This window comes from Acinetobacter sp. AL9 (assembly GCF_041464035.1).
GTDB lineage: Bacteria > Pseudomonadota > Gammaproteobacteria > Pseudomonadales > Moraxellaceae > Acinetobacter > Acinetobacter towneri.
On the sequence record NZ_JAYFSK010000005.1, the window covers coordinates 19,646 to 45,224 of the forward strand.

Sequence of the window (25,579 nt, forward strand, 5' to 3'; positions counted from 1 at the left end):
AAATAAAATCTAGCAAGCAGATCGCTTAATTCAAACGTATCGAGCGTGGTAAAGGAATTTGCATATCTTTAAAAAATTCAGGTTTTTGCATATACACCTGATACAAATAATTTTTTAGATCAAGCAATAACTTTTCAGGGGCAACCAATACATTCTGCCCTTCTGGGCTTAGATTCATCGAAATATTGGTGGCTTCCTGACGTAAAAATGGAATCACTTTTTCAATAAAATCTTTCAGTGAAATTTCTTCGACTTGATAATTGGCCCAATTGTCTTTAATTAACAGTTTTGCCAGACTTTTATTTTGCCACATTGCAAAAGCACGTTGCCCTGTAGGCGTGGCACAGAGCGCCCAGCCATCTTCATACAATGCAAAAACATGCCCCTGAGACACAATGGTCTCAATAAATTGCTTGTAAATATCTTGTGCATTATAAGTTTGCGTTGCTTGCTTAGATGCAGCTTTACGTTGATAAGGATTTCGCATAAGTCACGGATATTAGTATTATTATTAAATAAAAATTTTAGGCGAATTTATTGCAATACGCAAGTAATATAAGATAAAGGAGGATGAAAGGATATGGTGGGCGCTGACGGGATCGAACCGCCGACATTCTGCTTGTAAGGCAGACGCTCTACCAACTGAGCTAAGCGCCCTGAAGATTAAAAAATAACATCGTTATTTTTTATGATGCAAGACAAGCAAAGAACGTCGTCTTGAACTTTGAAATACATTTTTCACATCAGGGAATGAAAAATGGCGCAGCGGACGGGGCTCGAACCCGCGACCCCCGGCGTGACAGGCCGGTATTCTAACCAACTGAACTACCGCTGCAACGGTAATTGCGTAAGCAATTAAGGTCTTTTTTGTATGTATGCCAAGCATAAATACTAAAATATGGTGGGCGCTGACGGGATCGAACCGCCGACATTCTGCTTGTAAGGCAGACGCTCTACCAACTGAGCTAAGCGCCCTGATAAGATCAAAACAATATTTTGTTCTGATTTTGCAAAACTGTCAAACTTTGCATCATTCAGTTTAAGTCTATCAGGCAACCTAAACTTTTCTTTTGAATGGCGCAGCGGACGGGGCTCGAACCCGCGACCCCCGGCGTGACAGGCCGGTATTCTAACCAACTGAACTACCGCTGCATCGCAAAAGAATCTGGTGGGCGCTGACGGGATCGAACCGCCGACATTCTGCTTGTAAGGCAGACGCTCTACCAACTGAGCTAAGCGCCCTCAAAAGCAATTTATGTAAATGGCGCAGCGGACGGGGCTCGAACCCGCGACCCCCGGCGTGACAGGCCGGTATTCTAACCAACTGAACTACCGCTGCACTTACACAAAGTCACTATTGTGGTACAAACAATGGTTAAAGAATCTTAAGTGGCGCAGCGGACGGGGCTCGAACCCGCGACCCCCGGCGTGACAGGCCGGTATTCTAACCAACTGAACTACCGCTGCACGTAAGAATCTATAACGTAAAGGCTTGGTGGGCGCTGACGGGATCGAACCGCCGACATTCTGCTTGTAAGGCAGACGCTCTACCAACTGAGCTAAGCGCCCTTAACGTCTTTATCGTTTGTGAGGTGCATTATAGAGAATCTTTACCGCCTGTCAAACGCTTTTCGGCTTGTTTTCAGTTTTTTGTGACTGAGTGATTAAAAAATAGGTGATCCGCTATAAAAACAAACAAATTCTGCAAGTTATTTTAGTTTTCAAGCAAAATTAATGTGCTTTTCAACTTGTTAGCTCTGCAATCTATCTGCTCAATATGTTGGTTTTTTATGTTGTGATAGATACAACTTTATTCAATTGACTCGCACCATCAACCAAGCAAACCTAAGCTATTTAAATCTAGCTTGTGTTCAGAAATATAAACCAAGGCTTTTTCTGGAATCAGTTCAAACAATTCTAAAATATCGTGGTTACGCATCCGAATACAGCCATGCGATGCAGGAATTCCCATCGGTTCTGTGTCTGGTGTGCCATGTATATAGATATAGCGCTGAAAAGTATCGCAGCCAATGCCTTGATTAAAACCTTCTTGCAAACCACTGAGCCATAAAATGCGGCTTAAAATCCAGTCCCGTTCAGGAAATTGTTCAGCTAAATCTAAATTGTAAATTTCACCTGTCGGTTGACGCGCAATAAATACTGCATTTTCAGGTTCATTTTCACCAAATTTTAAAGCGACTTCATGCCAGCCACGTGGTGTTTTACCACTATTTTCAGTTTCACCAATGCCATTCACACCACTCGAGATGACGTAGAGTTTCTGATGCTTCGGCAAATATAAAGTTTGCTCGGCTAAATCAATCAAAATATCTGCTTGTGTGTATAAAAAAGACATTGCGCTACCCTATTCTTCTTCTTTCGTGGGCGGCTGTGGTTCAGGACGTAACCACAACCAAATACACACCACCAACATGGTGGTATTGGTAAAAATTTTGACCGCAACGGGCGCAGTTGTGAACAGCATGATCACGGCACTAATACTCATCATGATCGTTGCAAACCATTTGGCTTTACGCGGTACAGTACCATTGGCGCGCCAATCTCTGAGTGTACTGCCATATTTAGGATGATTCAGTAACCAGTTGTCCATTTGCGGCCAACCGCGTGACGATGCCCAAGCTGCTAAAATCAAAAAAACTGTAGTAGGCATACCCGGCAACAATGCACCAATAAAGCCAAGGATGACAAAGATCACCACTAAACTTCGCCATAACAAGCTTTGCATACCACTGTCCTAAACTACGAATTGCGGTAGTATAAAGCGTTTTTTAATTTTCCGTTGTAATTCTGCATTTTTCAGCATGGATTCATAATGATTGAGTTGCATCAACCCGAGCTTCTGCCCGAAGTATGGCTGACCTACAAAACCCCGCTTATCCGTCAGTTGGCTTTTAGTGTGGCAAGTCCGAATATTTTATGTGCTGTGCCTGAGCAATTGCCCATTCAACATACTTTTGAATTCCATTCAGATACTTTTTGGCAACACCATTATCACGCTTATCAATCACGTTTAGCCTATTTAGATTCACATCCCGAAGCGGTTTACGATTTTTTAAATCAACTGAAAAGTACCCGTTTAGGCTTACGCTTTGAAATGTTGATGTGGTTTTGGCTGCGTGATCGTGACTATCATCCCTTCGAATTATTGGGGCACAGTATTCAAATTATTGATGGTGCTAAAACTGTGGGTGAACTGGATTTTTTACTGCACAACCATGACACGCAGCAGGTTGAACACTGGGAAGTCGCATTAAAATACTACTTAGCCGAAGCGGATTGCTCTTTGGCACACTGGTATGGTTTAAACCGCTCCGATACTTTAGCGCGTAAACTGAATCATTTTAGTCAAAAGCAATTTCAATTTAAACAAGCCTTGGATGTGCCGATTCAACGCCGTTTTGCTGTACTCAAAGGACAATTGTATTTCACCATACATCACTTGGCACAATCATCTACAACACTTGTGCCATACTGGGTTAATCGCGCTCGTCGTTTAGGTCTTTGGGGGAGTGATATTCCTGCACAAACAGAACAGTTTTATCGCCTGCAACGTCATGAATGGATTTGTCAAAATGCTCAAGCCAGTAGCCATCCTAATCAATGGTGGGGAGATGGCTTGTATTATCGGGCGGCACATTCACAATTTTATATGTATCGTGCTGCACCGCTGATTAACTATCCACCATTAACACGCTGAATACCAGTTTCAACATTTTATTACGTAAGCACCATAAAAGTTGCCTATTTATTTTTCTGTTTATTTCCTAAGCTAAAAAACACATCAAAATAATCTATCTAGAACATATTGGAGATGATCATGAAAAAAATTCTAGCGACTTCACTACTATTAGCCTTTGTTTTAACGGGTTGTAATACAATTAAAGGCGTGGGCGAAGACGTATCTTCTGCAGGTCATGCGGTGAGTAATACTGCTGAAAAAACCCAACAAGAAATTCGCAAATAATTCTGAGTATTTCAGGAATATCTTCACAAAAACCACAAAAAACCTTGTTCTCGGACAAGGTTTTTTCACGCTAAAATTTCACTTTTGTTGCATTATTCCCCTATTATTAGCACTTACTCTTGATAAACGTCTGAAACTCTCATGACCTCTTCTGCTACTCTGGATTTAAGCCTTCAGCTTTTACGCCAACCGTCTGTCACTCCTGTCGATCACAACTGTCAAAACCTCATGGCAGAACGCTTAGAAAAAATTGGATTTAAGATTGAATCTATGCGTTTTGACGATGTAGATAACCTCTGGGCGCGTAAAGGTACGGAAGCACCAGTCTTTTGCTTTGCAGGTCATACCGATGTTGTACCAACTGGCAATTTAAACGCATGGAATACCGATCCATTCGTACCTGAAATTCGTGATGGCAAACTTTATGGTCGTGGCAGTGCCGACATGAAAACCGCATTGGCAGCCATGGTGGTTGCCTCTGAACGCTTTGTCGCCAAACATCCTGATCACAAAGGCTCAATTGCCTTTTTGATCACTTCTGATGAAGAAGGCCCCTCTATTAACGGCACCGTCAAAGTCGTTGAAACTTTAGAAGCACGTCAGGAAAAAATGACTTGGTGTTTGGTAGGTGAACCTTCAAGTACCCATAAATTAGGCGATATTATTAAAAATGGGCGTCGCGGTTCGCTCAATGGTGTCTTGACTGTAAAAGGCAAACAAGGTCATGTGGCTTATCCACACTTGGCAATTAACCCGATTCATACCGCGTCTAAAGCGATTTCGGAACTGTGTGAAACGGTGTGGGATCATGGCAATGAATACTTCCCTGCCACCTCATTTCAAATTTCAAATATTCAAGCAGGAACAGGCGCGACCAATGTTGTCCCTGGCAATATGACGGTGACCTTTAACTTCCGTTATTCGACTGAAGTGACTGCAGATGAGCTAAAAGCTCGCGTCTTGGAAATTTTAGATCGCCATCAAGTGGAGTATGAAATCGAGTGGACGCTTTCAGGTTTGCCATTTTTAACCCCTGTAGGTGAATTGGTTAATGCTGCACGTCAAGCCATTCGCAATGTCACAGGTGTTGAAACAGAATTATCGACCAGTGGCGGTACATCTGATGGTCGCTTTATTGCGCCAACAGGTGCGCAAGTGTTGGAATTAGGCGTACTCAATGCCACCATTCACCAAATTAACGAGCATGTTGATGTGGCTGATTTAGAGCCATTGGCAGAAATTTATGAACAGATTTTGGAAGGATTACTAACTTAAATCCAATAAGATTAGTTGCATGAAGCAGAAAAGGAACTCTATTTGAGTTCCTTTTCTATTTTACAACGGAGAAAATTGCGTTTAGATCGTCAAATTTTCTTGAATGTATTGCAAATTAGGCACATGAAAGACCTGCTCACCCATACGGACATATTGGAATACCGCAGGATCAGTCGTGGTTTGCTGGTCATCATCTACCACTTCAGAAATACGCAAGCGCAGGGTTTTAGGCATTTCATTGCACATCAAAGCAAAACGCTGCTCCATTTCATCGCCTTCAATAACCAGTGCCACGCCCATTTTTTTCTCTGGGTCATTGACCGCATAAACAGGCAATTGCGATTCGTGCCATTCCACAGTTTTAACTTGAGTGGCGTTATCCAGCGCTGACAACACAATATTTTGAGGTATCAGCATTGGTTGTTTACCATGACATTCAACAATATAAGCATCAATAAAACCGGTAGATACGGTAATTAAATGTTGCAGCTCTTGCTGACTGATTTGCCCGAGTAAATTTGGACTATTCGTCTGACTCATCGTTTACCCCTGACTAACTGCTAATAATTGTTCAATATTGGCAAGCAATTCTGCCTCTTGGAACGGTTTACCCATGTAGTGCGTCACACCCAAGCTAAACGCTCGTTCGCGGTGTTTTTCACCTGTACGTGACGTAATCATGATGATCGGCAGATTGCTATGCATGTCGTGGTGGCGTACAAGGTTAGTCACCTCAAAACCATCCATACGTGGCATTTCAATATCCAGTAACATCAAGTCAGGTTTGACGTTTTCAAGCTGCTCCATGGCATCGACACCATCTTTGGCAGTCACGATGTCATAACCTTGACGCTCAAGCATACGTGAAGTTACTTTACGTACGGTGACTGAGTCATCCACAATCATAATTAAGCGGCGTGTATCACGACGTTGGCTATCACGTTGATCGCTGGCTTGTTTAGTACGTTGCGTTGCAAGAATTTGACGGGCAATGTTCTGACCATCCAAAATCAAACAAACTTGACCATCACCCAAAATAGTTGCGCCTGCAATTGCACCAATGCTTGAGAACTGTTGTCCAATTGGTTTCACAACAATTTGACCACGCGAACCAATCAACTGATCGACTAGTAAAGCAATGGTTTGACCTGTGCTGCCTTTAATTAACAGAACAGGTAGTGAATGACCCACATGGCTTAAACGCGGTAATGGCTGATTGCCAACGAACTCAGATAAGTAACGTAACTTGTAGTTCTGGTTGTCAATTTGGAAGAAATCTTCATTGCTGTTGAAGTAAGATTCCAAAGTGGTTGGTGCAATACGTACAATACGGTCAATTTGCGCCAACGGTACAGCAAATTGTTGATCACCAACTTTAACCATTAAGGCATCGGATACCGCAACCGTCGTTGGTACACGAATACTAAAGGTTGTGCCTTGACCTAATGTTGAATCTACAGAAACGTGACCGCCGAGCGCCTTAATCTCACTTTGCACCACGTCTAAACCAACGCCACGACCTGAAATTTGTGTAACCGATTGTGCTGTTGTAAAGCCTGGGTGGAAAATGTATTGCAGAATTTCATTTTTATCTAAATTCTGATCGGCTTTGATTAAACCTAAGCTCAATGCTTTTTCTTTAATCTTAGCATCATCAATACCCTTACCATCATCCACAAAAGTCACCATAACATCTGTGCCTTGGCGAGTAATGTTCAGTTCAATTTTACCAACTTCAGGTTTATTGGCTGCAGCACGTTGTGCAGGGTCTTCAATACCATGGTCAACCGCGTTGCGCAGCATGTGTTCAAACGGTGTCACCAAACGCTCTAGAATGGTACGGTCTAATTCACCTTCAGTGTTATAAACCACCAATTCTGTTGGACGGTTTAAGGTCGATGAAGTCTGACGCACAATACGTTGTAAACGTGGCAATAAACGTGAGAATGGTACAAGGCGTGTGCGCATCAAGCTTTCTTGAATTTCGGCCTGAATACGTGATTGTTGTAATAACAAACCTTCAGCATCACGAATTTTTTCAGCCAAGGTGCTCTTAAAGTCCACCAAGTCCGATGCAGATTCCGCCAGAGATTTAGACAACTGATTCAACGATGAATATTGATCCATCTCTAATGGGTCAAAGTCTGCATAACGTGAGTTTTCAGAACCGTGCTTGGCAATAATTTGCGATTCCAGCTCGCCTTCCATTCGACGTAACTGATCGGCAAGACGTTTAATCGCCAATTCCATCTCATTCAACGTACCGCCCAGTTGCCCAAGCTCCATTTCAATACGTGAACGGTTAATCGAGTTCTCGCCTGACAAGTCAATCATCTTCTCGACTAAATCGGCCGAGATACGAATCATCTCATTGCTATTATCCAGCTGTGTGGTTTCGCCCCACTCACCCGACATTGCAGGCGGCTCTGTACCATCACCCTGAACAAACTCATAACTACGGCTTGGCGATAACAAGTCGGTATGCGTTAAACGCTCAGGCAATTGTGCAGATACATCCACAAACTGCATTGCCGACAAGCTAGATTTTAAGCTGTCATAATTGCTGTAATCTGCTTTGAAAATTGCATCACGTAACCACGCTAACGTGGTTTGCAACAAGGCATCATAAACATTTGAGTTAAATTGATGCACCGCAAACTGTTCAAAGGCACTTTCAAGTTGATAGGCAATTTGCGCAACAGGCTCAATTTCAGCCATACGTGCACCGCCTTTTAAGCTGTGTGCCGCACGTTGTAATTGAAGCAAGATACTACGGTCACTACGCTGTTCAAACCATTGTTTCAAACGCTGATCTGCAGCATCCAAAATTTCTTCCGCTTCTTCTCGGAAAGTTTCAACCACAATTGAATGTAATTGCTCATCTTCAGATTCAGCACTTGCTTCAAGACTTGCAGTTTCTGTGATCGGTTCAAATGCCGCAGCAGCGGTGTCTTCAAGATGTGCATCATCAGCAATAACTGCGTCATTTTCAGCTAAATTTGCAGTCGTGTCTTGCAACGCTTCTGCCGCGAACTCAGGCTGTGCATCAACTTCTTCTGCTTCAACAGCCTGTTCAGGCTGCGCAGCGGTTGCTGCACCTGCGACTGACGCATCTGCATCGCCTTGTGCCAAGCTAACAATGTTGCCTAAAATCGCAATTGACTCTGGTGCTGCATAGTCTACACGCTCATCACGAATGGTCTGAATACGGTCTGCAATATCATCTTGCACCAAACGAATAATTTGAATTAACGCAGGTGAAACAACAATTTGGTTGTTAATGATACGCTCGTAAATCGACTCGAGGTTGTGTGCAATTAAACCAATATGCGTCGCAGAAATCATATTTGCGCCACCTTTCAAAGTGTGCAAATAACGCATTAAGTTATTTAATGCCGAAGTATCGCTGGCGTCTTTTGACCAAGTATTAACATCTTCATCCATACCCACCAAAAGCTCTTCTGCTTCTTCCAAGAAGATATCCAGCAAGTCAGGATCGAAGTCTTTATTGGCATCATAGGCATGCATGTTTTGTTGATCTGATGCAATACGTTGTGACAATTGTGCCAAATTCACAGTGCCCGAACTTTCGCCAGTAACTGCAACTGGTGCCGCTTCAGGTTCTGCAACAACTGTTGTTTCCACAGCATTGTTGCTCTCTGATGTTTCAACATCTTCCAATACATTTGCATCAATGTCTTGCTGCACAAATGCAGTTAAGTCATTTAAGGTTTTCTGAATGTCTTCTGTAACCGTAACACGCTGTCCCGCAGCCAAAGTATCGAATAAATGAATAAACTCTTGGTGCGCCTGTGCAAATAACTCATAACCATATTCAGAGTTAAGCAAGATTGGCTTGGCTAAAACACTGTCGTAAGCGGCTTTAAGTTCTTCAGTAAATTGATGGATACCCACAGACGCACGGTTATCGGTATGCTCTACCAATAATTGTGCTTGTGCGCTGAGTTCTTCTAAATAGCTTGGGAATTGCGCTTGCGCCAATTTATCAAACTCAAATTCGGCATCAAGTAAACGATCAATATTCAGTTCAATAAGTTTCGACACCAAACCTTGAGGGTTGGAGTCTTCCGTATCGCTGGTGCTAAACCCATAGCTATCCCATGCTTTATTAAAAGTTGCATAGATTACATCTAAACCATCACAGTGACCTTGACGAAGCACATGCAGATAATCACGGACAAATTCTGCATATTGCACCAACAGCGCAGTTTCTTTAGAGGTGGATTCAATTTCATCTTGCACAAATGTTTTAAACAAGTTTTCAACTTTAGAACTGGCTTGAAAAACTTGATCAATTTGCGCCATAGACGAACTGCCGCGCAGTGTATGTAAAGCACGAATTAAGCCATTATAGTCTTGTGAGTGAATCTGATCTTGCGCCAAGAACTGATCAATTGTTGCTAAATGCTCTTCAGCTTCTTCCACAAAAATAGCCAGAGTTTCAGCCAATAGGCTCGCATCAGCAGCCTCTTCTTGTGCAACTTCTGTCTGCGGCATTTCTTCAGCAGTTATTACATCTTCAGATGATTCAACTGCTGTGACTACTGCTGTTTCAACTGCAGCATCCGCCAATTCTAGTCCTGTCGGCATATCAGTTGCAGTCAGTTGATCCGCTAAAATCAGCAACTCTTCCAATGCAGGTTCAGGACTTTGGTTTTGCTGTAATTGTTGTCCTAAAAGCACTAATGGGCGTAAATCAAGATCAATTAAACCGACTTGTTTAAAAATTGGATAAAGCTTGTATTGATAAATATTTAAAACAGTTTTTGCGTATTTTTGAATATCAGTATTGAGTGTTACCGCACCCGAAAGCACACGGTTTAAAGTATCTTCAACCGTCCATGCCAATTCGCCCGCAGACTTCGCACCCACCATGCGACCCGAGCCTTTTAAAGTGTGAAAGTGACGACGAATAGTCACTAAAGTTTCTTGATCTGTTGGGTTCGCAAACCAAGTTGTAAATAATGGATTTAATTCTTCGAAGATTTCTTCAATTTCTTCGACAAAAATTTCAAGAATTTCCGCATCTTGCTCAAGATAACTATCTTCAGGAAGCGTCATTGTTCCGACTAAATTTTTTAATATTTCTTTCATAGCTAAGGCTTCTTACGTTTTCAGCACCCAAAGGCACTTCAACTTAATTGTAACCATCCTGAATGCCCCTAACCCAAAAGTTAAGTTCATCTTTGCGATGCTTTATCTCTGAATGATGGTGTACCCATAACTGTGTATAGGTACACCTTTCCCCAAGCTGGAATCCCGCTTATTCAGGTAGTTTAAAGTCAGTTACAGATTCACGTAATGATTCTGCCATGTTGGCCAACTCAGATACCGAACGTGCAGTATCGAAAGTTGCACTGGTCGTTTGCGAGGTAATTTCCTGTACAACGTTCATCGTGGTTGCAATGTGACCTGCAGAAGCAGACTGAAGTTTTGCAGCATCCGAAATGTTAGAAATCAATTTCGCAAGGTTGGTCGATACCGTTTGAATCTCATCCAGTGCAACACCCGCATCTTTAGATAAGTTCGCACCACGCACAACTTCTGATGTGGTTTGTTCCATCGAAATTACGGCTTCGTTGGTATCGGTCTGAATGGTTTTAACCAGTGTTTCAATCTGCTTGGTTGCAGATGCTGAACGTTCCGCTAGACGCTGTACCTCGTCGGCTACGACTGCGAAACCACGACCTGCTTCACCCGCCATAGACGCCTGAATTGCTGCGTTTAATGCCAAGATGTTAGTTTGGTCGGCAATATCGTTAATCAAGGCAACGATGTTACCAATCTCTTGTGAAGATTCACCCAAACGCTTAATACGTTTAGAGGTTTCTTGAATCTGCTCACGAATGATATCCATACCTTCAATTGAACGGTTTACAACGTCTGCACCATTCGATGCAATATGTACTGAACGTTCTGCTACCGCTGCTGATTCTTCAGCGTTGGCAGATACTTGGTCAATCGACATTGCCATTTCGTTAATTGCGGCAGATGCACCTGCAATTTCTTGCGCCTGATGCTCAGATGCTTCAGCAAGCTGGTTGGTAATGTTCTGTGTGGTTGCCGTATATTGTGCAACTTCGTGCGATGTTTCGTGAATACGCGATACAAGGTCACGTAATTGGTCAATTGCGAAGTTAATCGAGTCGGCAATTGCACCCGTGAAGTCTTCCGATACTGTTGCGTATGAACGTAAGTCACCATCTGCAAGGTCGGCGATCTCATCGAGTAAACGTAAAATCGCGTTCTGGTTACGGTCATATTCATCTTGTAGACGAACCACGCGAGCTTTATCGGCTTCACCACGTAAGCTTAAGAGTTTGAATACACAGAATAAGAACGCAAGTAATGCTGCAATTAAGCCAATTGCAGGAATTGCAATAGACCAACCTGAACTGCTAGACAATTTATTTAAATTGGTTAAAAGTTTATCTGACTGATCGAAAATAGAAGATGATGCCTGACGTACTTTTACAATTTGTGTTGAGTTATTTAAAACTGTTACAGCAGCAGATTTCAATACATCTTCATATTCTGCTTGAATACCTTCTAATGAACTACGTAAATCTTCTTGAGTAATACGTTGTACACCAAGTTCCGCACTACCATTTAACTGTGCTGCCAAGTAAGCACCAAACGTTTCGGTATCGGCACTAAAGTCATCTGCAGATTCACGTGAACTGTCTGTACCTGTTAATACAGAACTGATTGAACGTAAAATACGTTCTGCAATGAATACTTGGTTCTTTGCAATAACCACCTGGCTACTTGGCATGTCTTGACGTGCCATTTGGTCAACCATCAAGTTATATTCAGCCTGAATACCCGGAATGGTTTCACCAATTGCAATGTTGGTGTCATAGAGTTGGTTAATGATTTTTTGTTGCGAAGCAATCAAATCAATATTTTCAGAAACCGATTTCCACTGTGTTTCCACTTCACGCAGTGTATCTGTGCTGGCATGAATATCCTTCACTGTTTCTAAGTGAGCAGCAAAGGCTTTTTGTGAATCTGTTAAGTTTTTAATAGATTCAGGCGTACCTGATGCAGTCGCTTCGGTTGCTTGACGTGAAATGGTTTGTGACAACAGACGTAAATCACCCAAACTACGGGTAAAATCGTTATTACGCGGCACGCTATAAAAAAGGTATAACAACAGGAAAAGCGATAAGATGATACAAAAAGCTGCGCCTAAAATAAGTGGCTTAGATTTTTCTGTTTCGCCAAATACACTCGCAAACTCTTCTGTTCGCGCCTGTAATTTTGCAAAAAAACCTGGACCACTTGCTTTACGGACGGTTTCTTCGCCTGAATTTTTCTTTTTAAGTTTAAAGCCCATGCAGCTTCTCCCCGATTGACGCCTTCATTTTTTAGGTGCGCGACAGTTAATTTATAAATTTTATAGATGCGTTCATGTATTTTGGGTTTTGCAATAAACGACTAAATAAGAAAACATGCCATTGTTGGTTATGTTGGTGAAAATACCCCTGACAATATTCTTGTAAATTACTATCTAAATCATTGTGTTTAGAAAAGAAACTTTTCTTATTAAAGTGCTGTATACCCAAAACTTGATCTACAACTAAACCGACATAATGGTCATTATGACTAATACACATTACTTTTTGAGTAGGTGAATATTGGCTGCTTTGCCCAGAAACATAATGTGCCAAATCTGAAACTGAAAGTAATCTTCCGCGAATATTCGCTAAACCTACTACCCAAGGTTGGGTATTTGGCACTGGCGTATATTTCGGTGGATAAATAACCTCAGAAACTTCTCCTAATGGAGCAACGAAATATTGCCCCATCATCTCAAAAGCAATGCCTGACCAGCGGTTTACCTCATTTTCGGTACTAACGTAGTTTTTGTTTCCACGTTTAGATAACCGAAGCAATTCAATAAAACCATTTGCAGCCATAGCTTATCCTGCATTAAGGTGTTGATTAATCACATCAATTAATTGTTTTTCGTCAACAGGCTTAGTTAAGTAATCGCTTGCACCTTGGCGTTTTCCCCAAACACGATCAGTTGCCTGATCTTTGGTACTCACAATTACAATTGGAATGTGTTTGGTGGTGTCACCACGCGAAATTTGACGTGTTGCCTGAAAGCCATTCACGCCTGGCATAACCACATCCATTAATACTAAATCTGGTAATTCAGCTTGCGCCATGGTCACGCCATCTGCACCATTCGCTGCTTCAATGACTTCAAAACCATGCTTGGTCAAGATTTCTCTAAAGCGGAATGTTTCTGTAGGTGAATCATCTACAATAAGAATACGAGCCATTATTTTCCCCAATAAATCTAACTAACTAATAATTATGCGGTCACGTGGTTACGAATGGCGTTTAATAATTCATCTTTACTAAATGGTTTAGTCAGATACTCATCAGAACCCACGACACGTCCTTTAGCTTGGTCAAATAAACCATCTTTACTTGATAGCATAATGACAGGAATGTTTTGGTAGTTTTGCGAGTTTTTAATTAAGGCACACGTTTGGTAACCATCTAGGCGTGGCATCATAATATCTACGAATACGATATCTGGATTTGATTCTGCAATTTTGGATAAAGCTTCAAATCCATCAACTGCGGTAACCACTTCACAACCTTCACGCTGCAGAAGTGTTTCAGCTGTACGGCGAATGGTTTTTGAATCATCAATCACCATGACTTTTAGATTTTGGAATTTATCGTCCATTCAATGACCCTTCCCATTTTTGTTTGTACAAGCAACTGAGTAGAAAAATCTTACACATTGATCGTATTTTTAACATATCTTTACTTGTAGTTTCAATGAACATATTTAGTGTAAATCTACACTTTTACACCATTATCACCAAACCGCTCACACTTTCTTGTGACCATTGATATTTTTTATCGGTTGTATTTTTTTAATTCCTAATTTTGATCTAATATAACACTATTATTACGTGTAATTTAAGTAATTTAGTCAACTTTATTGTGGGGGACAACGTGAGCACTTTTTTTGCAAAATCACTCGCTGTCAAATTAAAACAAAATAAGCAGTCACTTAAATTGGGCATGCTTGCTTTACTGCTCTTGTCCTCTGCCCCACTCATGGCTGACAGCCAGAACAAAGCGGTGTGGTATCGCTATTATGATCAACATGGCGTTGCAAATATTAGTAGTAATGTGACACCTAATCATATTCGTCATGGCTATGAAGCATTAGACCGTAACATGCAAGTGATTCAGCGCGCACGTCCATACAACACTGAAATGGATATTAAAAAAGCCCCACAACGTGCTGCTCAAGCGTATCAAATGGAATCTGATCAGCGTTTAAAAAAAGCCTATACCAATAGTCAAACCGCAATCACTAAACGTAATAACGCTTTAGCGCATATTAAAAAGCAAATTATTTTCCAACAAGAACAACTCAAACAGCTGCAAAATGACCGTATTACTTTTAAACGTCAAGAAATGGAGTATTTACGCAAGGTCAAACCTGTGCCTGCACAACTAAAAACCAATTTGGACAATAACTTAAAAAACATCGAGCTTAAAAAAGATATGATTCAATCTTTACAAACAAGCTATCGAAATACACAAGCAGAATACGACAGAATTATTACTCGCTTAAAAGCACTTGAATAGTTGATTTGAATTACCTTGTCATTTTGGCAATCAATAAGGACAAATATGCATGCACATTGCGCAGCGTATCGCAGTTAGGTTTAATCGGCAGCATTTACCCATTTTTCGTATCGGTGCAATCGGTTTATGTATTTTGCTGAGTGCCTGCCAAAAAACAGAAACTGAAAATAAAACAACAGTATCAGAAAAAATTGAACTCATTCAGCAAGATTTAGTGACACCACAACAAGGCAGCGCAATCAGTAAAACTGCCTTTACAGGCACAGTGCGTGCTGTGAATCAAAGCAGTATTCAAGCACAGGTGACTGCCACAGCAACCTCAGTCTATGTCAAAGTGGGAGATAGCGTACAACGTGGTCAAACCTTGCTACGCTTAAATAATCAGGATAATGCTGCGCGTTTAGCACAAGCTCGCGCCAATTTAGCTGCAACGCAAGCGCAAGCCAACCAAGCCCGCAACATGATGCAACGAAAAAAACGTTTGCTCGATCAGGGTTTTATTTCACAAGTGGAATATGAGCAAAGTCAGTTAGATTATCGTGCGCAAATGGAAAATGTACGCGCCCAACAAGCCAATGTCGATATTGCACTAAAAGCCGATCAAGATGGCACGATTACCAGTCCAATTCATGGTGTCATTACCCAACGTCAAGTTGAGCCTGGGCAAACTGTGGCTGCAGGACAAACCTTATTTGAAGTCGTCGATCCGAACCAATTAGAAATTCAAGCGAAATTACCAAGCGACTTACAAGCCGCACTCAAAATTGGTCAAAAAATTGAATATCAACTCCAAGGACAAGCAAACACATTTAATGCACAAATTAGCCGTGTTTCTCCTGTTGCGGATTTAGCCAGTCGTCAAATTGAATTTTTTGCAACCCCGCTTGATCGTCTTCCCTCTTTAAGTATTGGGGCATTTGTGGATGGTTATATTTTAGCGAACACGACAATTTCAGGGCAAATCATCCCACTCAATACCATTCACGATATCCAAAACAAACCTTATGTTTGGGTGATTCGAGATCAAAAAATTGCCCGCGTGGATATCACAGTTTTAGAACAGCGCTATAGTGACAATACTGCTGTGATTCAAGGCTTACAGAGCAGTGATCTAGTCAGTCGAGTGGTGTTCAACCCCGATCAAATTCAGCAGCAGGTGATCATTCAAAATAACCCTCAATAAATTGAATTTCATCTCAATGCAGTAGTGCAGATGTCCAATAAATAAAAAATCAGGATCGTTGTTATGTGGTTTACCCGAGTTAGCGTCAAGTATCCCGTTTTTACCATCATGATGATGTTTTGTCTAATGGTGCTTGGCTTGGCTTCATGGCAACGTATGGGCGTGGAAGAATTTCCTGACGTCGATTTTCCGTTTGTAGTGGTTTATACCAGTTATCCGGGTGCATCACCTGAAACAGTTGAATCTGAAATCACCAAGAAAATGGAAGATCAGATCAACACCATTTCTGGACTCAAACAACTGGTTTCACAATCCAGTGAAGGGTTATCTACTATTATTGCCGAGTTTAATTTAGATGTTCCTTCGGCAGTGGCGGCACAAGATGTACGCGATAAAATTTCGTCTGTCAGTGCAGGCTTTCGAGATGAAATTCAAGACCCTGTGGTGGAGCGCTACGACCCAACTGCCAATGCAGTCATGTCGATTGTGTTTGAATCCTCACAAATGTCTTTGCGTGATTTAAGTTCCTATTTAGATCAACAAGTTGTACCGCAACTGCGCACTGTGTCTGGTGTCGGAACTGTTAATTTATTGGGTGATGCACAGCGACAAATTCGTATTGAGGTAGATCCACAAAAGTTAATGAGTTTTGGACTGGGTGTGGATCAGGTCATCAACACGCTCAAAGCTGAAAATATTGAAGTACCTGGCGGCACACTCAAACAAGCCAATAGTGAATTGGTGGTCGAAATCCAATCCAAAGTCATTCACCCTCTGGCTTTTGGCGATTTAATTATTGCCAATAAAAATGGTGCGCCAATCTTTTTAAAACAAGTTGCCACAATTCAAGACAGTCAAGCAGAGCTGGAAACCAGTGCATTTTTAAATGGGCAAACTGCGGTTGCTGTCGATATCTTGCGTAGTTCAGACTCTAATGTCATTGAAGTGGTAGATAACACTTATAAAACCTTAGAACGTATTCAAACCCAACTGCCTGCTGGCATGACTGCAAAAGTCGTGGTGGATTCTTCTAAAGGGATTCGTGGCAGTATCCGTGATGTAGCACGTACCATTATTGAAGGTGCGATTCTGGCAGTCCTGATTGTACTGTTGTTTCTTGGTTCATTCCGTTCTACCGCTATTACAGGATTGACCCTGCCAATCGCCCTACTCGGCACACTCACCTTTATTTGGGCATTTGGCTTTACCATCAACATGATGACCTTACTGGCACTCTCGCTCAGTATTGGCTTATTGATTGATGATGCAATTGTGGTTCGTGAAAATATTGTGCGTCATGCCGATATGGGCAAAGACCATGTCAGGGCTGCTTTGGATGGTACTAAAGAAATTGGCTTGGCAGTTTTAGCAACCACCCTAACCATTGTGGCGGTATTTTTACCTGTAGCATTTATGGGCGGAATTATCGGACGCTTTTTCTATCAATTTGGTGTCACCGTCAGTACTGCCGTACTGATTTCCATGTTTGTCAGTTTTACGCTGGATCCAATGCTTTCTGCACACTGGGCAGAAAAAGCAAATCCGAATAAAAAACCTGGACGGTTAAAACGCTTCTTAAACTGGATTTCTAACAAACTCGACAATTTAAGCCATCATTATGAAAAACTTTTAAAATTAGCACTACGATTTCGCGTTATTACCTTATTGATTGCAGTGGGCTCATTATTTGCAGCACTCGGATTATCCAAACTGATTGGTACGGAGTTTGTACCTGTACCCGACAAAGGTGAGATTCGGATTAAATTTGAAACACCTGTGGATGCCTCACTTGAATATTCACAAGCAAAATTAAAACAAGTAGATCAAATCATCCGTCAACACCCTGAAGTTCGCGCGACTTACGGAGCCATTAACAGCGTGACAGATCGCGGGAAAAATCATGTTAACTTGCGTGTAACTGTCAGCCCGCGTAATGAACGTCAACAAACGCTGACCGAACTCAATAACGAATTTCGCCAGCGTCTACAAAGTATTGCAGGCATCACCATTACCTCTGTCGCATCTGCCGATGAAACGGTTTCTGGTGGGCAAAAACCTGTGATGGTGTCTATTAAAGGCCCTGATTTAGCAGAATTACAAAAAATCTCTGACCGCTTTATGACCGAAATTGCTCAGGTGAATGGTATTGTCGATTTAGAAAGCTCGCTAAAAGCTCCTAAACCTACATTAGGTGTTCATATTAACCGTGTCCTTGCCAGCGATTTAGGGCTATCGGTGAATCAAATTGCCAATATTATCCGCCCACTGATTGCGGGGGATGATGTCACCACTTGGCAAGATGAACGTGGCGAAACCTACGATGTCAATGTTCGCCTTACAGAAAACCATCGTAGCTTGCCGAGCGATGTGCAAAATATGTATTTAACTTCACAAAAAACCGATGCCAATGGACAAAATATTTTAGTGCCTCTAGCAAGTGTGGCGAAGTTTGAAGAAAGTTTAGGTGCAGCGCAAATCAACCGCCGTGATTTGGCCCGTGAAGTTTTGGTCGTAGCTAACACTGCTGGACGTCCTGCAGGTGACATTGGTGCCGACATTCAAAAAATTCAGGATAACTTTAAATTACCCGCAGGTTATAGCTTCGACACTCAAGGCGCCAATGCTGACATGGCTGAATCTGCAGGTTATGCACTGACTGCAATTACCCTGTCTATTGTGTTTATTTATATTGTTTTAGGTTCGCAATTCAACAGTTTCATTCACCCCGCAGCAATTATGGCTTCCCTACCTTTATCGTTGATTGGAGTATTCTTGGCACTGTTTATTTTTAACTCGACCATGAACCTGTTTTCTATTATCGGTATTATTATGCTGATGGGATTGGTCACCAAAAATGCGATTTTACTAATTGATTTTATTAAAAAAGCCATGGATCAGGGCGATTCACGTTATGATGCAATTATAGCTGCAGGGAAAACCCGTTTACGCCCTATTTTAATGACCACCAGTGCAATGGTGATGGGGATGGTGCCACTCGCACTTGGCTTGGGTGAAGGCGGCGAACAAAGTGCGCCTATGGCACACGCAGTCATTGGCGGTGTAATTACATCCACCCTACTCACCTTGGTGGTCGTACCTGTCATTTTCACTTACTTAGATGATTTTAAGAATTTTATGTTACGCCAAACGCGTAAACTGATTTCTTAAAATCTCACGCAAAGTCACACAATCGTTCGGGCTAAATTTTAACGCAAGTTTAGCCCGATTTTTATTGTATAATCTGGCTTTGAAAAAACTCCATTTAACGCTTCACTTTTTAGGACAGTTTCCATGCGCGCGAGTCGCTTTTTATTTGCTACGTTAAGAGAAACCCCAAACGATGCCGAGGTGATTTCTCACCAGCTGATGTTACGTGCGGGTATGATTCGTAAATTGGCTTCAGGTTTATATACTTGGCTGCCAATGGGTGTGCGTGTGCTAAATAAAGTTGAAGCCATTGTTCGTGAAGAAATGAATCGCGCAGGTGCTTTAGAAACCTTTATGCCTGTTACTCAGCCTGCTTCACTTTGGGAAGAGTCAGGTCGTTATGTACAATACGGTCCTGAATTACTGCGCTTTAATGACCGTCACGACAATCCTTTTGTACTCGGTCCAACACATGAAGAAGTCATTACCGATTTGGCGCGTAATGAATTAAAAAGCTATAAGCAATTACCAATCAACTTCTATCAAATTCAAACCAAATTCCGTGACGAAATTCGCCCACGTTTTGGGGTAATGCGTTCACGCGAATTTATTATGAAAGATGCTTATTCTTTCCATACCGATCAAGCTTCTTTACAAGAAACCTATGATGTAATGTACGACACCTACTGCCGTATTTTCTCGCGCTTAGGTTTAGACTTCCGCCCAGTACAAGCAGATACAGGTTCTATTGGTGGTTCTGGTTCACATGAATTCCACGTTCTGGCTTCAAGCGGTGAAGATGATATCGCCTTCTCTACCGAATCTGATTATGCAGCCAATATTGAAATGGCTGAAGCTATTTTGGTGGGTGAACGTGCTGCTGCAACCCAAGAACTCAACATTGTGGATACACCAAACCAAAAAACCATTGCGGAAGTTTCTGCATTTTTAGGCACAAATAGTAACCAATCAGTCAAAGCGCTCTTGGTTCAAGGTGTTGCAGATGAAACAGGTCAAGTGCCTGTGATTGCATTATTCCTGCGCGGTGACCATGAACTCAACGAAATTAAAGCAGAAAAGCATCCACAGATTGCTGCACCACTTACTTTTGCAACCGATGCACAAATTGCAGCTTTAGGTTTAACTGCTGGCTTTGTTGGTCCACAAGGTTTGGTTGAAAAAGGCATAACAGTGATTGTAGACCGTGCTGCATCAGTACTGTCTGACTTCGTTGCAGGTGCAAACCAAGTTGATCAACACGCAACAGGTGTGAACTGGGAACGCGATGCACAATATACTGAAGTTTACGATTTACGTAACGTCGTTGAGGGCGATCCATCTCCAGATGGCAAAGGAACTCTACAAATTAAACGCGGTATTGAAGTCGGTCATATCTTCCAGCTTGGTACTAAATACTCAGAAGCGTTGGGCTGCAAAGTATTGGGTGAAGATGGCAAACCGTTTACTGTTACCATGGGATGCTATGGGATTGGAGTAACACGTGTCGTTGCCTCTGCCATTGAACAAAATTTTGATGATAAAGGGATTATTTGGCCTGCAGCCATCGCACCATTTGAAATTGCGATTGTACCAATGAACGCACATAAATCACCTCGCACATTAGAAGCAGCAGAAGCACTTTATGCTGAACTTCAAGCTGCGGGTTATGATGTATTACTGGATGATCGTAATGAACGTCCTGGGGTGAAATTCTCTGACCTTGAGCTTACAGGTATTCCGCACCGTATTGTGATTGGTGAGAAAGGTTTAGATGCAGGTACTTTTGAATATAAAGGTCGTCGTGATGCTGAATCTAGCAACCTAACGAAAGAAGAATTACTCATCAAAATTGCCAAATAAGATTGAAGACTGAGTATAAAAAATCCCGCACAAGTTGCGGGATTTTTTTCATTTGGGATTAGCAGAATTTCATACCACCATAACAGTTAGGGGTAACATTTTGGTTTTGTAAAACCTGATTATTAAGTGTTAATCTGGCTGGTTGACCCGTGTAATATCCTGTGTAACTACCAACATCGATATTCATTTTACGCTCGATTGGTGTACCAGCCAATGAACCTAATGCTTCTAACAAACTTACATCTACATTATGCTTATCTTGCATTAACTCAGAAGTTAATGCTTTTGCGACCTGTGGTAGTACTGCAGAAACATCTACCAAATCCGCAGTTGCCAAATAACCTAATTGCACTGGTTCCTTAAACGACATCCACCAACCTTGTTGTGCAATATCTTTTTCATCTGCACCCATCCACTGCACTGGCTTGCTTTGTAAAGATAAATATCCACCTGTTCCTGTCAGAGGAATATTGTGAATCATATTTAGGGCTTGGACAAAAGTAATATCCATATTCAAATTTTCTAATGTAGAACCCTTACTCATTTTAAAGAATGAGTGATCACCAACAGAACCAAACAATAAAGGAGGAAATGTGACATATAACTGGTCTTTTGAAAAGTCAGGTGTTCCATTTACATCACCAGTATATGTCCCAGACTCTGTTGCCGCTAGCGGAATAGAAGCTAATGTTGAACGGATACCCGTAACTACAGCGGATTCCATACGCTGACCAGTCACTACTGTTTCAGGCATCGTAAAATCAGCTCGCATCGATGGAACGGTAATCCCAGTATGTCCTTCTGCGCCAGGTTTACTTGTATAGACACGATCCTGCCCCAACGCAGTCAGTATCCCACTAATTTTTTGGTCAGAGGCATTACCAAATTTAGCTTCTTTAGTAAATGAATGCCCTTGCGTTTGTGCCATTTTCATATAACCACTGAAACTTTTAATCCCGTCATTTGGGTTTTGCACGTTATCTGTACCCAAAGTCAGTAGACCTAAAATTTCTTCTGCACCTAAGCGAAAACCAACCACTTCACGTGTTGACGCACTATTTCCACTAATCGCAAATTCAATAAATGGATTGGTAATTTGTGCACTGGTACCCGCACGTTCACCATTAAACTTTGGGTTACCTGTTGAATCATAGGATTCATTCAAACCACTTAACGAAATATTAGAAATATCAATATCACATCCCGCTTTACCACCAATCGCGTTATTTACACCGCCACAACCTAATTGTAGCGTTTTAATGTTGGCATTAAGCTCCATGAGTGCATCAACACTTAGTTTATAAAAATTTAACCCTTGCGATTGATCTGTCGCAGTCATCAGGTTCAAAAGTGCCTGACCTTGTACATGAGATAACTGATCATCATTTAAAGCCTGCATCGCTTGAGCAGAATTGAATGAAAAAGCTGTACTTAAAATAGATGCAACTAAAATTGTTTTTTTCATTTTATTTCTATCCTTTAGCGTGGCGTAATGCCCAATGTGCTGCGCATGGTTCCACCTGTAAGTGCGACAGATGCGATTTTCTGCATATTGCCATTGGTAGACATTGCAAAGTTTGTTTTAAAGGGTTGAGCAATATCATTTTTATAATTAAATTTCACTTGATTGTCTAAAGTGACCGTATCTGCACTGACGACGACTTTTCCTTTGACACCTAAATGACCTTCCATACGATTCAAGTTAATAGAAGACGTTTGAACAGTTTCATTATTCACTTGATCTTCATTAATCAAACTAAAATAACTACCTAAATTCTTCGGATCAGCCTGTTCTGTGCTATCTAGACTTCTAAACTTAAAGTTCGCATCAAAAGACAAAAAGTTTGAGTTCGGATTAGTATCGGTTGGATCCATTCCAGGAATTACCAACAATTCACCATTGCCATCTAATTTAAAAGCAATTGTGGTCAACACATCATCTTTCTTAGAGAAATTATCGTAAGGTACAAAACCACCGCATTTAGTTGATCCTGTGACGCAGTTGTATTTCGAACCTGGTAATTGTCCAATCGCTAACTCTGCTTTTGCTGCAACTAATAAATGATCTGCACGAATATAAATCCCTTCATCTTCATAACCAATCACACCGTCGGACTGAATTAATGCATCAATATTTCTTAAACCAGCATAATAGTTGACAGCTTCACCAGCATGCAGGCTGTCTTGCCCGTCAATTAAGATAATAGAAGTGGTACTTGGTAAGCCTGTTTTTGAATCAATGCCATAACCTTCGGTAGAAACAATAGCGTTATAACCAATTCCAGTTTTGTTCGTTCCATCATAAGGTGACAGATATTGTTTACCCGACAAGGCCACATTGGCATTTAAATTATAAATTGGAATCCCAATACCCCAAGAACCACCATCTCCTGTCAATTCATTTAAAGAGTTGTCAGAAATAATTCTAGCTTTGGCTGCAATAGACTGAAAGTCCATACCACGAACAGCGATCAGTGAGAACTGGTCACCTTCAAGCTTACTCGATAGCAACTGGTTTAAAATAGGACTGGTTGCACCAATGGTATTTTTAATATTTTCATTGACTAAAAAATTGAGGTTTTTCGCTTGTACGGTATTAATATAAATATCGCCAAAATCAATATAAGCATTTTTATTGTGCAAAGCACCTTGTGCATCACGTGTGGTTAGCGGTCTTAAATTCGAAAACTCAACCGCATAACTGCCTTTTCCTGTGTGCCCAATTTCTAAGGTTGTTGGTAATTGCCCTGCAGCCAAGCCTGCCGTATTTTGATTGGTAAAATCAGCAGATAAGCCCAAATGCAAACCACCTTGCCCCACCACAGTATCGTAGCCTGTAACTGCGGTATTTTTAGTTTCAATTACACCATTGACCTTATTCGAAACGTCAAAATTGGCAACATTTTTTTGATGCCCATTAAAAAACAATTTCGCATTGCTTACCGCACCTGATGCACCAAAGCGAATTAAATTTTTATCATCATAACGCAAGTCAATATTGACCCCAGGGTTAGTTGCATTTTGTCGGCTACTAGCAACATCACTCAGGTCTTTCACTCGTCCAAGATTAACAAAATGGTCGGTGGTGCCATTTTTAGTGGTAAAGACCAATCCCTCATCGGCATCAATGTACATATAGCCGTCAGTCGCAAAATTAAAGTTAAAATCATGCATAGATAATTCATGCTTACCTAAACCATGACTAATTTTGGCATTCTGTAACTGGAAGTTTAAATGTGCCGTTTCATTTTGATTGAATAAACCTGCTTTGGTTTCTAATAAAACTTTTAAAGGTGATTTAGTTTCTAAGCCGAACTGACCCAAGCTTTGTGTTTCTTTAGTACAACTATTTCCGACACAGTTTTTTTTGACCAAGTTTAAATCTGCAGTCGATTGAAAAGCATCAATACTCGCATCGATACGCACACCTGCGCCAACATCAGTTTTCCCCACATCTAAAGCAAGCTTACTGATAATAGGCTGGTTATTCTGTCCTTTAATTTCTACATTATGTAAGCCTAAACCCTGTTGAGTTCCAGCCACTAAATCAGGATCATACCAATTGACTTGATTAATCGTGGCTTTAGACATTTCATGGGTGATTACAATACCATCTTGCCCACTTACATCAGACAAATGCTGGTCTGCAATCAGCTCTAAAGCATACACTTGTTGCGCACAAAGTACGCTCAATGTTAATAAATTCAACTGCATTATTTTTTTCATTGTTATTTCCCTATACTGTACTTAATCCTATATTCAACAACGACTTGCTGCTGAACCTGTACAGTTGTAGCTAAATATTTTCACATTGCCAGACATGTGCATATTGCCGTGAATATTTAAGCCCATAAATCCTTTTTCAGCGCCCTGATCAAACAAAGGTACATCTTGCTGAACTAAGTTATAACTACCATCTTGTTGATAATTTCTTCCTTGAAATTTGGTATATACCTCTGAATTTGCATAACCTTCATTTGCTCCCTGCCCTGTACCTGTTTCGATCGCCATGGTTGCAAAACCCAAATTTCTTATTTTTAATGGCTTATCATCATAAAACTTAAGCTGCATTGCCGTTTGTGGGTCATTTTTATGATTAATAATAGTCGTGCCATCTAAAGAAAATTTATCTATTTGTATGGTGCCCTGAATTTGTTTAAATACCAGCCATTTTTTATTGCCGTTATTATCTTCATGGTTATTGGGTGCAATCGCTAAACGACAAAGCACATTATTGTCAGCACAATTTTTACTATAGCGATAATAAACTTCTGTAGGTTTAGTCCCACCATTAAATTTAGAAATATTGCTGAGTTCTAAATTTTCGGCATATTCATGGTTTAACGATAACGTCCAACTGAGGTCTGCTCCACCTTGACCAGTAGCCTGCGTTAATTCATGATTTTCCAGTGCAATTAAATTGGCATGGGTCAAAGGACTACACATCAATGCAATACAAGACAGTTTTTTCAACATGA

General features: G+C 41.2%; 19 protein-coding genes and 8 tRNA genes. 7 read left to right on the top strand and 20 right to left on the bottom strand.

Annotated elements, in window-relative coordinates; genetic code table 11:
* Window positions 1-25: 25 nt before the first annotated feature.
* The 11 genes from ACEO2X_RS01980 to ACEO2X_RS02030 form a co-directional block, all read right to left on the bottom strand.
* The gene (locus tag ACEO2X_RS01980; RefSeq protein ID WP_004977378.1) at window positions 26-487 is read right to left on the bottom strand and encodes a DUF2750 domain-containing protein; all 462 of its coding nucleotides are present in this window, start codon (window positions 485-487) and stop codon (window positions 26-28) included.
* Window positions 488-581: 94 nt separating this feature from the next.
* Window positions 582-657: transfer RNA gene (locus ACEO2X_RS01985), tRNA-Val, on the bottom strand.
* A 101-nt stretch (window positions 658-758) separates the two neighbouring features.
* Window positions 759-835 (bottom strand) — tRNA-Asp (locus ACEO2X_RS01990).
* A 64-nt stretch (window positions 836-899) separates the two neighbouring features.
* A tRNA-Val gene (locus ACEO2X_RS01995) sits at window positions 900-975 on the bottom strand.
* Between the two features lie 100 nt (window positions 976-1,075).
* Window positions 1,076-1,152, bottom strand: a tRNA-Asp gene (locus ACEO2X_RS02000).
* Window positions 1,153-1,166: 14 nt separating this feature from the next.
* Window positions 1,167-1,242, bottom strand: a tRNA-Val gene (locus ACEO2X_RS02005).
* A 20-nt stretch (window positions 1,243-1,262) separates the two neighbouring features.
* Window positions 1,263-1,339 (bottom strand) — tRNA-Asp (locus tag ACEO2X_RS02010).
* A gap of 51 nt (window positions 1,340-1,390) precedes the next feature.
* Window positions 1,391-1,467 (bottom strand) — tRNA-Asp (locus ACEO2X_RS02015).
* Between the two features lie 26 nt (window positions 1,468-1,493).
* Window positions 1,494-1,569, bottom strand: a tRNA-Val gene (locus ACEO2X_RS02020).
* Window positions 1,570-1,831: 262 nt separating this feature from the next.
* Window positions 1,832-2,356 carry a cell wall-recycling L,D-carboxypeptidase ElsL gene (gene elsL, locus ACEO2X_RS02025; RefSeq protein WP_131261501.1) on the bottom strand — a complete coding sequence of 175 codons (525 nt, stop codon included), beginning with the start codon at window positions 2,354-2,356 and terminating at the stop codon, window positions 1,832-1,834.
* Window positions 2,357-2,365: 9 nt separating this feature from the next.
* On the bottom strand, window positions 2,366-2,746 hold the full coding sequence (locus ACEO2X_RS02030) for a YbaN family protein (protein ID WP_004968265.1): 381 nt from the start codon (window positions 2,744-2,746) through the stop codon (window positions 2,366-2,368).
* Between the two features lie 87 nt (window positions 2,747-2,833).
* Between ACEO2X_RS02030 and ACEO2X_RS02035 the strand changes: the two genes are divergently transcribed.
* The 3 genes from ACEO2X_RS02035 to dapE all read left to right on the top strand — a co-directional run bounded on the left by ACEO2X_RS02035 (window position 2,834) and on the right by dapE (window position 5,260).
* Entirely contained in the window at window positions 2,834-3,718 is an 885-nt protein-coding gene (locus tag ACEO2X_RS02035; protein WP_179996982.1) for a DUF1853 family protein, read from the top strand.
* Between the two features lie 120 nt (window positions 3,719-3,838).
* On the top strand, window positions 3,839-3,985 hold the full coding sequence (locus ACEO2X_RS02040) for an entericidin A/B family lipoprotein (protein WP_096901466.1): 147 nt from the start codon (window positions 3,839-3,841) through the stop codon (window positions 3,983-3,985).
* 141 nt (window positions 3,986-4,126) lie between these two features.
* The gene (gene dapE, locus ACEO2X_RS02045) at window positions 4,127-5,260 is read left to right on the top strand and encodes a succinyl-diaminopimelate desuccinylase (RefSeq protein WP_371970998.1); all 1,134 of its coding nucleotides are present in this window, start codon (window positions 4,127-4,129) and stop codon (window positions 5,258-5,260) included.
* Window positions 5,261-5,341: 81 nt separating this feature from the next.
* Here the strand turns inward: dapE and ACEO2X_RS02050 are convergent, their stop codons facing one another.
* The 6 genes from ACEO2X_RS02050 to pilG all read right to left on the bottom strand — a co-directional run bounded on the left by ACEO2X_RS02050 (window position 5,342) and on the right by pilG (window position 13,991).
* The gene (locus ACEO2X_RS02050) at window positions 5,342-5,800 is read right to left on the bottom strand and encodes a hypothetical protein (RefSeq protein WP_004975530.1); all 459 of its coding nucleotides are present in this window, start codon (window positions 5,798-5,800) and stop codon (window positions 5,342-5,344) included.
* Between the two features lie 3 nt (window positions 5,801-5,803).
* Window positions 5,804-10,375: an Hpt domain-containing protein gene (locus ACEO2X_RS02055; protein WP_371970999.1), complete on the bottom strand. Its 4,572-nt coding sequence runs from the start codon at window positions 10,373-10,375 to the stop codon at window positions 5,804-5,806.
* A gap of 169 nt (window positions 10,376-10,544) precedes the next feature.
* Window positions 10,545-12,620: a methyl-accepting chemotaxis protein gene (locus tag ACEO2X_RS02060; RefSeq protein ID WP_371971000.1), complete on the bottom strand. Its 2,076-nt coding sequence runs from the start codon at window positions 12,618-12,620 to the stop codon at window positions 10,545-10,547.
* A gap of 46 nt (window positions 12,621-12,666) precedes the next feature.
* The gene (locus ACEO2X_RS02065; protein WP_004975527.1) at window positions 12,667-13,203 is read right to left on the bottom strand and encodes a chemotaxis protein CheW; all 537 of its coding nucleotides are present in this window, start codon (window positions 13,201-13,203) and stop codon (window positions 12,667-12,669) included.
* A 3-nt stretch (window positions 13,204-13,206) separates the two neighbouring features.
* Window positions 13,207-13,575: a PleD family two-component system response regulator gene (locus ACEO2X_RS02070; protein ID WP_004975526.1), complete on the bottom strand. Its 369-nt coding sequence runs from the start codon at window positions 13,573-13,575 to the stop codon at window positions 13,207-13,209.
* 32 nt (window positions 13,576-13,607) lie between these two features.
* The gene (gene pilG / locus ACEO2X_RS02075; protein ID WP_004975524.1) at window positions 13,608-13,991 is read right to left on the bottom strand and encodes a twitching motility response regulator PilG; all 384 of its coding nucleotides are present in this window, start codon (window positions 13,989-13,991) and stop codon (window positions 13,608-13,610) included.
* Between the two features lie 275 nt (window positions 13,992-14,266).
* Between pilG and ACEO2X_RS02080 the strand changes: the two genes are divergently transcribed.
* The 4 genes from ACEO2X_RS02080 (at window position 14,267) to ACEO2X_RS02095 (ending at window position 21,101) form a co-directional block, all read left to right on the top strand.
* Entirely contained in the window at window positions 14,267-14,911 is a 645-nt protein-coding gene (locus ACEO2X_RS02080; RefSeq protein ID WP_154320463.1) for a hypothetical protein, read from the top strand.
* Window positions 14,912-14,960: 49 nt separating this feature from the next.
* Entirely contained in the window at window positions 14,961-16,094 is a 1,134-nt protein-coding gene (locus ACEO2X_RS02085; RefSeq protein WP_131261509.1) for an efflux RND transporter periplasmic adaptor subunit, read from the top strand.
* Window positions 16,095-16,157: 63 nt separating this feature from the next.
* Window positions 16,158-19,262 carry an efflux RND transporter permease subunit gene (locus ACEO2X_RS02090; protein WP_371971001.1) on the top strand — a complete coding sequence of 1,035 codons (3,105 nt, stop codon included), beginning with the start codon at window positions 16,158-16,160 and terminating at the stop codon, window positions 19,260-19,262.
* A 123-nt stretch (window positions 19,263-19,385) separates the two neighbouring features.
* On the top strand, window positions 19,386-21,101 hold the full coding sequence (locus tag ACEO2X_RS02095; protein WP_225555889.1) for a proline--tRNA ligase: 1,716 nt from the start codon (window positions 19,386-19,388) through the stop codon (window positions 21,099-21,101).
* 58 nt (window positions 21,102-21,159) lie between these two features.
* Here ACEO2X_RS02095 and ACEO2X_RS02100 read toward each other — a convergent pair whose 3' ends face one another.
* From ACEO2X_RS02100 to ACEO2X_RS02110, 3 genes are read right to left on the bottom strand one after another with little or no spacing between them, the layout of a single operon-like run.
* The gene (locus ACEO2X_RS02100) at window positions 21,160-22,566 is read right to left on the bottom strand and encodes a hypothetical protein (protein ID WP_180050252.1); all 1,407 of its coding nucleotides are present in this window, start codon (window positions 22,564-22,566) and stop codon (window positions 21,160-21,162) included.
* A 14-nt stretch (window positions 22,567-22,580) separates the two neighbouring features.
* Window positions 22,581-24,827, bottom strand: coding sequence for a DUF6160 family protein (locus tag ACEO2X_RS02105; RefSeq protein WP_179988584.1), 2,247 nt, complete (start codon window positions 24,825-24,827; stop codon window positions 22,581-22,583).
* A 33-nt stretch (window positions 24,828-24,860) separates the two neighbouring features.
* Complete coding sequence (locus ACEO2X_RS02110) at window positions 24,861-25,577, bottom strand: hypothetical protein (RefSeq protein WP_004975509.1); 717 nt, start codon at window positions 25,575-25,577, stop codon at window positions 24,861-24,863.
* Between the last annotated feature and the right edge of the window lie 2 nt (window positions 25,578-25,579).